8 protein-coding genes are annotated in these 11,975 nt (G+C 45.5%); 6 read left to right on the top strand and 2 right to left on the bottom strand.

Translation table 11 applies throughout. From position 1 onward, the window contains the following. Positions 1–280 precede the first annotated feature (280 nt). Together FX988_RS05575 and FX988_RS05580 are read left to right on the top strand one after the other, a co-directional pair. Positions 281–2,455, top strand: coding sequence for a prolyl oligopeptidase family serine peptidase (locus FX988_RS05575; protein WP_160178706.1), 2,175 nt, complete (start codon positions 281–283; stop codon positions 2,453–2,455). A 265-nt stretch (positions 2,456–2,720) separates the two neighbouring features. Beyond that, a complete protein-coding gene (locus FX988_RS05580) occupies positions 2,721–3,323 on the top strand; it encodes a DUF4202 domain-containing protein (RefSeq protein WP_160178707.1) in 603 nt (200 codons plus the stop codon). Positions 3,324–3,369: 46 nt separating this feature from the next. On the opposite strand, the gene FX988_RS05585 is transcribed toward FX988_RS05580, so the two are convergent. Further along, on the bottom strand, positions 3,370–4,308 hold the full coding sequence (locus tag FX988_RS05585) for an AEC family transporter (protein WP_160178708.1): 939 nt from the start codon (positions 4,306–4,308) through the stop codon (positions 3,370–3,372). A 603-nt stretch (positions 4,309–4,911) separates the two neighbouring features. Here FX988_RS05585 and FX988_RS05590 point away from each other — a divergent pair. Continuing rightward, the gene (locus tag FX988_RS05590) at positions 4,912–7,053 is read left to right on the top strand and encodes a M3 family metallopeptidase (RefSeq protein WP_160178709.1); all 2,142 of its coding nucleotides are present in this window, start codon (positions 4,912–4,914) and stop codon (positions 7,051–7,053) included. Positions 7,054–7,280: 227 nt separating this feature from the next. Here the strand turns inward: FX988_RS05590 and FX988_RS05595 are convergent, their stop codons facing one another. Then, positions 7,281–8,603: an amidohydrolase gene (locus FX988_RS05595; RefSeq protein WP_160178710.1), complete on the bottom strand. Its 1,323-nt coding sequence runs from the start codon at positions 8,601–8,603 to the stop codon at positions 7,281–7,283. A 228-nt stretch (positions 8,604–8,831) separates the two neighbouring features. On the opposite strand from FX988_RS05595, the gene FX988_RS05600 reads away from it, so the two are divergent. The 3 genes from FX988_RS05600 (at position 8,832) to dgcA (ending at position 11,878) form a co-directional block, all read left to right on the top strand. Next, a complete protein-coding gene (locus FX988_RS05600; RefSeq protein WP_160178711.1) occupies positions 8,832–9,710 on the top strand; it encodes a LysR family transcriptional regulator in 879 nt (292 codons plus the stop codon). A gap of 96 nt (positions 9,711–9,806) precedes the next feature. Continuing rightward, on the top strand, positions 9,807–10,802 hold the full coding sequence (gene dgcN / locus FX988_RS05605) for an N-acetyltransferase DgcN (protein ID WP_160178712.1): 996 nt from the start codon (positions 9,807–9,809) through the stop codon (positions 10,800–10,802). A 44-nt stretch (positions 10,803–10,846) separates the two neighbouring features. Then, positions 10,847–11,878, top strand: coding sequence for an N-acetyl-D-Glu racemase DgcA (dgcA, locus tag FX988_RS05610; RefSeq protein WP_160178713.1), 1,032 nt, complete (start codon positions 10,847–10,849; stop codon positions 11,876–11,878). The last annotated feature ends 97 nt before the right edge of the window (positions 11,879–11,975 follow it).

The following is an 11,975-nucleotide window of genomic DNA, read 5'->3' on the forward strand; positions in this document are numbered from 1 at the left end:
TTTGTTACCTCGACTATTCCGCCGCTGTTCAGCTCATTTCGCTCGCCGAACACAAACAATGTAAATTAAATGTTAAGCGATGTCACCAGTTTTTTTACATAAGCATTTGTTTTGTTTGATCATTATCAAATTTAATCCATATTCATAAGCGGTATCTATACATCTTTCGTCACAGTTTGAGATTTATCATCATAGTGAAAACTAAGGTAATATCCCTGCTGAATGCGCAACAATAGATGCATCAAAACATATAAAAACGACATAAATCAGGGTAATAAAAATGAAATTAACGCTTATCGCAGTGGGTATAAGTACCTTATTAATGGGCTGTTCAACCGCGAACCAATCAAATCAACAATCAGCACCGTCAGGTGGTACATCAATTACGGGTAACCAACTTCAAAAAATGAACCTCTCCTATCCAAACACTAGAAAAGACGATGTAACCGATAGTTACTTTGGCACCCAAGTCGCTGATCCGTATCGTTGGTTAGAAGACGATATGAGCAGCGAAACCAAACAATGGGTTAAAGCTGAAAATGCGGTAACCCAAGCCTATCTAGCTCAGGTTCCTTCTAGAGACAAGCTGAAAGAGCGCTTAAAGGTATTGCTTGATTACGAAAAAGTCGGCGCTCCGTTTAAAGAAGGTAAATACACTTACTTCTTTAAAAACGACGGCCTGCAAAATCAAGCTGTGTTATACCGCCAACTAGACGATGGCGAGGCACACGTCTTTCTCGATCCAAATACCTTCAGTGAAGACGGCACGACCTCTTTAGCCAGCATTGAATTTTCCAAAGACGGCAGCTTAGTCACCTATTTGATTTCTGAAGGTGGCAGTGACTGGCGTAAGGCTATTACTATTGATGTTGAAACCATGCAGAACGTGAGCGAAACCTTAACCGACCTCAAATTCAGTGACATTTCATGGTTAGGTAACGAAGGGTTTTATTACTCAAGCTACGACAAACCAGAAGGCAGTGAATTATCGGCTAAAACGGATCAACACAAGCTTTACTTTCACAGCCTAAAAGATAAGCAAAGTGAAGATACGCTTGTGTTTGGCGGAACGCAGGCGCAGAAAAATCGCTATGTTTCAGGACACGTCACCGAGGACAATCGTTATTTATTAATCAGTGCTGCGGTTTCTACGTCAGGTAACAAACTGTATTTGAAAGACTTAAATGAACCGGATAGCGAACTGGTGACCATTTTAGACAATACAGATTCAGACACCCAATTGCTTGATAATGATGGCAGTACGTTACTGTTAGTGACTAATTTAGCTGCGCCCAACAAGCGCGTTGTATCGGTAGATGCGAGTCAGCCTCAGCCTGAAAACTGGCAAGACTTTATCCCTGAAACAAATAACGTACTAGATGTATCAACCGGTGGTGGTTACATCTTTGCTAGCTATATGCTTGATGCGATCTCAAATGTTAAGCAACTGGACAAATCAGGCAAGTTAGTGCGCGAAATCACCTTGCCGGGAGTGGGCACAGCCAGTGGTTTTAGCGGTAAAAAAGATCAGCAGACCTTGTACTACAGCTTCACTAATTATAAAACACCTAGCACTATTTTTAGCTTAGATGTAGAAAGCGGCGAATCAGCGGTTTACTTAAAATCGAAAGCGAAATTCGACAGTGATGCTTACGAGTCAAAGCAGGTCTTTTACACCTCAAAAGACGGCACAAAAGTCCCCATGATCATCACCCACAAAAAAGGTCTGAAACTAAATGGTAGCAACCCTACTATGCTCTACGGCTACGGTGGGTTTAACATCAGCTTGCAACCGGCGTTTAGTAGTGTCACTGCGGCTTGGCTTGAACAAGGTGGCGTATATGCAGTACCAAACTTACGTGGCGGCGGTGAATACGGAAAAGCATGGCATGACGCTGGCACGAAATTGCAAAAGCAAAATGTGTTTGATGACTTTATTGCTGCGGCCGAGTTTTTAATCGCGCAAAACTACACCAGCCCAGATTACTTGGCTATTCGTGGTGGCTCAAACGGTGGTTTGTTAGTCGGTGCGACTATGCTTCAGCGACCTGAACTGTTCAAAGTGGCTCTTCCGGCGGTTGGTGTACTCGACATGTTGCGTTATCACACTTTTACCGCTGGCGCAGGCTGGGCTTACGATTACGGCACAGCGCAAGACAGTAAAGAAATGTTTGATTATTTGATGACTTACTCTCCCGTGCAAAACGTACGTGACGGGGTGAACTACCCTGCGACACTTATCACCACAGGGGATCATGATGATCGCGTAGTGCCAGCGCATTCCTTTAAGTTTGCAGCTGAATTACAGGCCAAACATACTGGCCCTAATCCCATGTTAATTCGCATTGAAACTAACGCTGGTCATGGTGCCGGTACACCGATTAGCAAAACAATCGAACAGTACGCTGATATCTTTGGTTTCACTTTGTACAACATGGGTGTAAAGGTCCAATAAAAACCCAATAAAACTCGTGCAATAGTTAACGCAATAGATAGCACAATAAAGCCGTTATTCTGTTGCCACAAAAGCCAAAATAGCGTCTCGCCGTTATTTTGGCCTTTTCGTATTTGACTGATATCGTTCTTCCCTGAGTAGTAAGACAGCAAAACATACACTGCCCAGTAAATAACACCATCATAAGCATATAATTAGCGAGGCACTTTAAGGTAAAATAAGCAAAATCCCAAAGCGCACCTAATCTTTATCTATGGAGCAACATATGACCCAAGCCGCTTACGAAAAGGCCGTTAATTTAATCGACAGTGCCAACAGCGAAGATCCAAATATAGAACAAGCCGAAGGGAAAGAGTGGCCCAAAGAACTACTGTACAGTTTTCGCATGTCCAATATGTTAGAACGTTACAGGAATGATGCCGATCACGTAGTCAAACTGGCCGTTCGCGGGCAACATATTCAGCGCTGGCAATCTCCCCGCAGTGATTATCCCATGGACCGACAGGGTTATCATAAATGGCGCAGCGATTTATACACGTTTCATGCTGATAAAGTGGGGCACATCATGGAACAAGCTGGCTTTAGCGAAGAACACATCGAGCGAGCCAAAAAAGCAGTGGCAAAGGTCGGTATAAAATCGAACCCTGACACTCAGTTACTCGAAGACGTGGTGGGGTTAGTATTTATAGAGCATTACATGCTGGACTTTGCTGCTAAACACCCTGAGTACACAGAACAAAAATGGATCGATATCATCCGTAAAACCTGGGGGAAAATGTCAGGCGATGCTCATGCCTTCGTCTTGGCAGGTAAAATCACCTTACCAGAGTCACTCACGCCCGTGATATTAAAGGCGGTACAAGCTTAGTTGCTTTCAGGTCGTTCAAAGTAGGCCATAGGTGGATAAATGCTACTTACACCCACCCTAAAAAATGCAGTAAAAACAACCCTAAGGTAGTACTAAACATGGAGAACAAGGTACTACCGGCAATAATCGCAGCAGTTAAATGATGATCACCGCCAATCGCTCGCACCATAGGGTAAGCCGCCGCTGCTGTGGGGGTGGCCATCATGATATACAACACCCCTAACTCTTCGTTTTTGAGCCCGCAGTAATAGCCAATAACTGTGGTAACAAGGGGAATAAATACTATCTTGCTGGCAATCGCTATATAAAGCAGCTTTGAGGCTTTAAATTCTTGCAAGCGAATCGACGCGCCCACACATAATAATGCAAGAGGTAAGGTCATTTGTGCCAAGTAACTACCCGATTCATACAGTAAATCAGGTAACGGGATAGGCACAAGAGCAACCACTATGGCTAAGGCAATAGCAATCGCTAACGGATTTTTCAGCACGCTTAGCGCTATCAACTTCACTGAGGCAGTTGCAGCTTGGTGGTAATAAAGGGTTAAAATCGAATACACGTTATACAAGATAACGATTGCGGCCAAATACATGGACGCCAGCGCTTGGGCGCTTTCACCAAATGCACTAACCGAAAGCGCTAGGCCAATAATGGCCATATTCCCTCGACACGCCCCTTGAGCAAATGCGCCTCGCGCATCGTGTTGTTTAATTTTTAATGCCAAGAGATTAAACAGTATAAACGTCAACGTGGTAGCGATGGCAGCGAACACTAACAAATCGGTAGGCGTCGTAACGCTCAAATCCGTTTTAGCAATATTCACAAACAGCAAACACGGCAAGGTAACATTAAACACGAGACGCGAACCAATAATGGCAAACTCCTCGTTGATCCAGCGAATACGCTTAAATACGATCCCCAGTACAATCAACACACTGATGGGCAAAGTCACTTCAACAGCAAACATGAGTGATTGAATTGGCATGTTAGGGAGGGCTTCCTTAGCTCTTTGGGCCTAGATAGGACAAAACAAAGCAGACAGCTTAAAGTCAATTCTACTGACTGACAATCACTCGTGTAAAACCAACTCAAAATAGCACGTTAATGGCTAATACCAATTCCATTAAATAATTAACCACTCAGCGAAAATTTAAAAGGACTTAATCAAGGCGCTTAAATGATAGCCCTTTATTAAAAACTAACCTGTGCTCTTTCGAGTTTGAGCAACACAGAGTAAGTCCTTTTAAAATTCGCCCGAAGGGAATTCCCCAGCGGGTTTTGCACTACGTTCTCGGTATTTGAAAGGGAACAACCATTACTACACACCGACGCCTTGTTCAAAACCCGCTGGATGAATTCTGAGAGGCCAATTATTTAATGGAAATGGTATAAATGTTTCATACGTCACATTTTTTACAATTGCTCGCAATTAAACTGACCAATTTGCGATAAAGCTCAGCAAAACTAGGTCCGAAGGGATTGTTAGCGCCACTAGCGCCTTGTTAGAGTAGCCGAGTCTTATATGCCTGCTATTTTCGGCTTCTTTGCCCACTTCGGGCTTGGCATATTTTTATCTTTTGGAGTTTTAATGCGTATATCAATTATCGCCGCTTCTGTAGCCGCCACACTTGTGTTAGGTGCCTGTTCAAGTAATGTGGTGAATCATCAACAAACTGACACCGAGCACACGAAAACCAACATGACCACGTCAACCCAAAATGCACTGTTTGCTCAAAGTCCCCTGACCTATCAAGCGCCACAATTTGACAAGATCAGTGTACAAGATTACGAACCCGCCTTTGAAGCTGGTATCACCCAACATGATGCACAAATAGCGGCGATCACCAACAACCCAGCGACCCCGACATTTGAGAACACGATTGTCGCGATGGAAAAATCTGGCGCTCTACTGACCCGCGTCAGCAAAACCTTCTACAATCTTGCAAGTGTTATTTCAAACGATGAATATCAGCGTATCGAAGCAAAGATTGGCCCAAAACTCACCGCCCACGAAGACAATATCTACTTAGATGCAAAACTCTTTGCACGTATTGAGCAAATTGAAGCAAACAAGGCGAGCATGAACAGCGTTGATCAGCGTTTAGTGGATTACTACCACACTAAATTCTTACGCGCTGGCGCGAAGCTAAACGACGCTGAAAAAGCGCAGGTACGAGACATCAATAGCCAATTATCCAGCCTAGCGACCGACTTTTCGCAAAATATACTGCAATCATTTAAACAAGATACTCTGCTGGTAAGCGACAAGTCACAGCTTGCAGGCTTATCGGAAGGTGAAGTTGCCACACTTGCCAATGCCGCGAAAGAGGCTGGTAAAGAAGGCTATTTAATTACCTTGGTCAACACCACACGCCAGCCTATTCTCACCAGCCTCGAAAACCGTGATCTGCGTAAGAAGGTTTGGAAAATGTCTGCCAATCGTGCCATAGATACCAACGGCCCAGTACTGGTTAAACTGGCACAGTTGCGCGCCCAAAAAGCACAACTGTTAGGGTACCCAACGTGGGCGGCATATGTAACAGCCGACCAGATGGCCAAAACGCCGGCAGCGGTATACGACATACTCGACGACCTAGCGCCCAAAGCGGTCGCCAAAGCCAAAGACGAAGCCGCTGCGATCCAACAGCAGATCCGCGCGGATGGACAAGACTTTACGCTACAGCCTTGGGACTGGGCTTTTTACAGCGAAAAAGTCCGCAAAGCCAAGTATGACCTTGACGAAAGCGTCATTAAGCCGTATTTCGAGTTAAACCGTGTATTGCATGACGGTCTATTCTTTGCGATGCAAAAACTCTACGGTATCACCTTTAAAGCCCGTAAAGATTTACCTGTCTATCAGCAAGACGTTCAAGCATTTGAAGTGTTCAACGAAGACGGTAGCAGCATAGGATTATTCTACTTTGACCCTTATGCACGCGAAGGCAAAGGCGGCGGCGCATGGATGGACGAGTTCGTCACCCAAAGCGATTTGCTTGGGCAAAAGCCAGTTGTCTATAACGTGCTCAATATTCCCAAGCCTGCAACAGGGCAACCTACCCTACTTACCTTTGATGAAGTCACCACTTTGTTTCACGAATTCGGCCACGCCGCTCATGGGTTATTTTCACAAGTGAAATACCCTAGCTTAGCAGGCACGGCGACAGCGCGAGACTTTGTAGAGTTCCCATCACAGTTCAATGAAGACTGGGACATCGATCCAGAGGTTATTGCGCACTACGCGAAACATTACCAAACTGGTCAAGCTATCCCTAAAGCGTTACTCAACAAGCTACTTGCTGCCCATCATTTTAACCAAGGTTATGATACCACTGAATATTTAGCTGCCGCATTACTCGACATGGAGTGGCATTCTATTTCTGCGGGCACACAAATAAATGACGTAGCCGCGTTTGAGCAAAAAGCCTTGGCTAAACACGATATAGATTATGCGCCTGTCCCGCCGCGATATAAATCAGCCTACTTTAGTCACGCATTTGCAGGTGGATATTCTGCAGGTTATTACGCCTATCTGTGGACAGAAGTGTTCGCCGCGGATGCCTTTGCTTATATGACAGAGCAAGGTGGTTTAACGCGTGAAAATGGTGATCAGTTCCGCCGCAGTGTGCTATCCATGGGAAATAGCCAAGACTTAATGCAAGACTACATTGATTTTCGCGGCAGCAAGCCTTCCACTGAGGCCTTATTAAAGCGCCGAGGACTCAAGAAGTAAGCGAGATTTAACCCTTAGTTGCTGACGGCCTATCGTTAATGATGTTACTGCTAACTATTGATAGAGCTATTGTTAGAAGCATTGATAGAGTTATTGATAGAACCATGAGCAATACAGAAGGATTCATCACTGCGTAAATCGCAAAAAGCCCCGAAATAGTCAGATATTTCGGGGCTTTTTGCTTACTTTGCTGGGTGTTTTAGCAGTGCTTTTCTTTTAGTCAGTGATTACTGTTTTTGCAAAATATGCAACGCTGCTGTGGTCAGCGCCTCCGTGGCGGTCGTGATCACCGCGTCAGCTTTTGGCGCCCAATATGGGCTATGCAGCGAGGGCAATGAAGTGCCCTCTTCTTTCGCTTTATTCCAGTCATCTTGCTTCACACCGCCGACCCAGAAAATCAAACTCTCGATCTGCTTGTCCGCGCGATAAAAACGACTAAAGTCTTCTCCGCCCATGACAGCTGGCGTTTCAACGACTCGCTTTTCACCAAAACGCTGAGTAAATAATTCAGCCATTTTATGGGTAAATTCTGGGGTGTTGTAAGTTGCTGGGGTATATTCATCTTTTATGTTTACTTCAGGCATAAGTGTTTCTGGCATACCCGCAGCAATCGCCTCACCTTTAGCAATACGCGCAATGCCATCAAGCAAGGCTTGTCTGGTTTCGTCTGAATAACTGCGTACAGTAAGCAGCAAAGTGGCTTGATCGGAAATAATATTATGCTTCGCCCCTGCATGAAAACTGCCCACTGTCACTACAGCGGCATCTTGCGGGTCAAGCTCACGGCTGACTAAGGTTTGCAATGACGTCACAATGCGACTGGCCAACACAATGGGATCTTTAGTGGTGTGAGGATAAGCGCCATGACCGCCAGCCCCCTTTACAATCACATCTACACTATCAACATTCGCCAGAGCGAATTCAGGGGTATAACCTATGGTGCCAGCGGGCAACCCTGCGGAGTCGTGAAAGGCCAAAGCATAATCTGGTTTAGGAAAGCGCTCATAAAGCCCATCTGCCAACATGTCTCTGGCGCCTTTACCACGCTCTTCAGCCGGTTGCAGAATCATCACTAAGGTACCTGACCATTCATCTTTCATTGACGTTAACGCTTGCGCGGTACCGACCCAACTTGTCATGTGAGTATCATGACCGCAAGCATGCATCACACCTGACTCAATGCCATCTTCTGTGGTCGCACGCTCTTTGGACGCAAAGGGCAATCCTGTTTGCTCAATAACCGGTAAGCCATCCATATCCGCGCGGATCATCACTACCGGGCCGGGGCCATTTTTTAGTACAGCAACCACGCCTGTTCCGCCCACCTTTTCGGTAACATCAAAACCAAGAGCTTTTGCCCGCTTGGCTAGCTTTGCCGCCGTATTCACTTCAAAGCCACTTAATTCGGGATGAGCGTGTAAATCTTTGTACAACGCCATCAATTTTGGTAAATCGGCACTGACTTTGTCACTGACATTATCAGCTTTCGCCTGCATGCTAAGGGCAAGTGGTAATGCTGCTAAGGCGAAACAGATACGTGGTAATTTCATATTAACTCCCTTTTTCGGTTATCGTGCTTATCTGGTGTTCCCATTATAAGTGGGCAAATAATGGTTATTAGAAAAGGCCAATTGATGGAACACGTTAGCATGAACCTACAGGATTGGGCCAGTGATCAACTTGAGGTTCAAAAAGCGGTGAAAAACTGCAGATTTAGCCGCTGTGTTTGTTTAGGATATCCAGTTGATTCATTATTTAGTTAAAAACGAGAGTGATACGTGCGCCTACGCCACATTGAAATTTTTCATGCCATATACACCACAGGCTCCATCACCAATGCAGCGAAACTGCTGCATGTCTCGCAACCAGCAGTGAGTAAAGTGCTCCATCATGCAGAGCAACAACTCGGCTTCGCCCTATTTACCCGCACCAAAGGCCGACTGGTACCAACACCAGAAGCAGATATGCTATTTGCAGAAGTCGACAAGATTCATCAACAAATGCGCAGTATCGACAACACCGCACACAATATTAAGCATGCTCATTTTGGCAACATTAATATTGGTATTACCCCCGCCTTGGGATTTTCTGTCCTGCCCAAGGCGATAGCGAATTATCACCAGCAACACCCAAATGTGAGCTTCAATATTAATACCGTGCACAATGATGCGGTTTTGCAAAGCTTGATAGAACACAAGTCTGATGTGGCAGTGTTATTCCACCCTAGTCCGAAATTAGGTGTAAACAGCATTGCATGTGGTGAGTCTGAATTGGTGGTGGTTTATCCAAAAGTGTTATTTCCACACCTGCCAACACAACTCAGTATTCAGGCTTTAGTCGACGTAACCTTTATCGGTATCAGCGACTCAGGGCCGTTAGGTGACATGCTATACAGCAGATTACAAAGTGAAAATATGCAGCCTCACAGTCCTATTCAAGTACAAACCTATTTTATTGCCGCTCGGCTTGTTGCCCAAGGCTTAGGTGTGTGCGTGATTGATAGGCTCACAGCAATGGGAAATGTAGACGACAAAACAGCAATAGCCTCATTCACCCCACCATTGGCGTTCGATGTTCGTGCCTTGCATCTACAAAATCGTCCTCTGTCGACCGCGGTACAAGGTTTTTTACCCTTTCTGCAAGCGGCCATAACCTAAAGTTATACCTCAACTAAATAACGTTACTTTCTTTCTTCTCATCGCACGCTAGGATGATGTAATTCATGACTACACTGCTTTGTTAAGGAATTTTATATGGTTATTCACGCTCCCTATTTGTTATTCATTGGTGATGCCACCGACGCACTGTCCATTAAAATGGCACAAAGTGTCGCCCATTGGCGCCCTGACCTATGCGTCGGCGAATTTAGTGTCGAAGGTTGCACCGTTAGTACAGGGCTACCCAAATTAAGTATCGAAGAAGCAGCAAGAAAAGGGGCCAAAACACTGGTACTCGGCTTTGCCAATAGCGGTGGTATATTAGATAAAAAGTGGTTGCCACTCATAGAGTTAGCGATTAGAAAAGGCATGCATATAGTGAGCGGCCTGCACCAAAAACTCACCAGCTATCCGGAGCTAGTGCACTGCGCTCAACAATACGATGTAGATTTACTCGATATTCGCCACCCGACCACACAATTTAATACAGGCACAGGGCGTAAGCGTTCAGGTAAGCGCCTTTTAACCGTGGGGACTGATTGTTCCGTTGGCAAAATGTATACCTCTTTGAGCTTAGAGCAAGCCATGAGCAAGCAGAACATGGCTGTTGATTTTCGTGCTACAGGTCAGTGCGGAATTCTAGTCGCCGGGGCTGGCATAGCCATAGACTGCGTTGTCGCTGACTTTATCTCAGGGGCAGCGGAATCCTTGTCTCCTGATGCTAATGATGATCACTGGGACGTTATCGAAGGCCAAGGCTCGTTATCTCATCCAGCATTTGCCGGCGTGAGCTTAGGCTTGTTGCACGGCTCTCAACCAGATGCACTAGTGATTTGTCATGCGTTAAATCGCACGCATATGCGTGGTTTACCTGATACTGACTTTCCTAGTATAGAAACAACGATTGCACTTAATTTACAAGCCGCACGGCTAACCAACCCGGATGTGGCAATTGCAGGTATTAGTGTCAATACATCTGCCGTTAGTGTTGAAGAGGGACGCGCAATTTGCCAGCAGCTAAGTGAGCAATTTTCGCTGCCATGTGTTGATCCCCTGCGCGATGGCACCGCCGCAATCATTGCCAACCTATAACCCCGACTGAGAAGTCATTTTGTAAAAATACAGGAGTTTACCCCATGATTTTTCACGTAGAGGCTTATCAACAAGCATTGCCACTAAAAAGTGTATTTCGAATTGCTCGAGGGGCAAAAACACAAGCAGATGTAGTGGTGGTGACGCTCACGGCCGATACAGATAACGCTCAGCTCGTAGGTTGGGCCGAATCTGTTCCTTATGGGCGCTACAATGAAACAGTAGAGAGTGTTAAACAAGAAATTCATCAGTTTGCTCTATCTCTTAGCACGTTTGACGGTGACTTGGCGCAGTTGTCAGATAAAATTCAAGCGTTACCTGGCGGCTCAGCGCGCAACGCCCTCGACTGTGCGTGGTGGGATCTCAAGGCGAAAAGCGAGCAAAAATCTGTTGCTGACTTATTGTCGTTAGCAACCCCATCACCGTGCATTACGGCGCAAACATTGAGCATAGATACCCCAGAGGCGATGGCAGCAGCAGCGAAAGCCCTTGGGCATCCTCCCTTGATCAAAGTGAAATTAGACAATCAAGATATTGTGCCGAAAATGCAAGCCATCCATCAAGCTTCCCCAGACAGCCAATTCATTGTTGACGCTAACGAAGGCTGGTCTATTCAAGATTTAAAAGCCTGCGGTGATAGTCTAAAAGCACTAAATGTTATTTTAATAGAGCAACCACTGCCTGCGGATAAAGACGCAGAGCTTATTGACTACACCTGCCCCGTCCCTCTTTGCGCAGATGAAAGTTGCCATACGCGCAAAGAATTAGTTTACCTCAAAGGGCGCTACGATGCGGTTAATATTAAGCTGGATAAAACCGGAGGGCTGACTGAGGCCTACGCGCTAGCACAAGAAGCACAAGCCATGGGTTTTGAAATCATGCTGGGTTGTATGGTGGGTAGCTCATTAGCAATGGCGCCAATTTCTCTGTTGAGCGACTGTGCTAAATTTGTTGATCTTGACGGCCCCTTGTTAATCAAAACCGATAGAGAAAACGGTTTTGATATTGAGCAAGGCCTAATGCAACCATTGAACTGCGCCTTGTGGGGCAGCCCAAATAGCCAGATCATTTTATAGTGAACACCTTCCTATAAAAATGACCTTTTGTCTCTCGGCGTTTTCTCATGATAAGCGTCAGTCACTCGAAAATCGCGATAAAACAATAAGCCGGATC

The sequence above is a fragment of the Paraglaciecola mesophila genome, from assembly GCF_009906955.1.
GTDB lineage: Bacteria > Pseudomonadota > Gammaproteobacteria > Enterobacterales > Alteromonadaceae > Paraglaciecola > Paraglaciecola mesophila_A.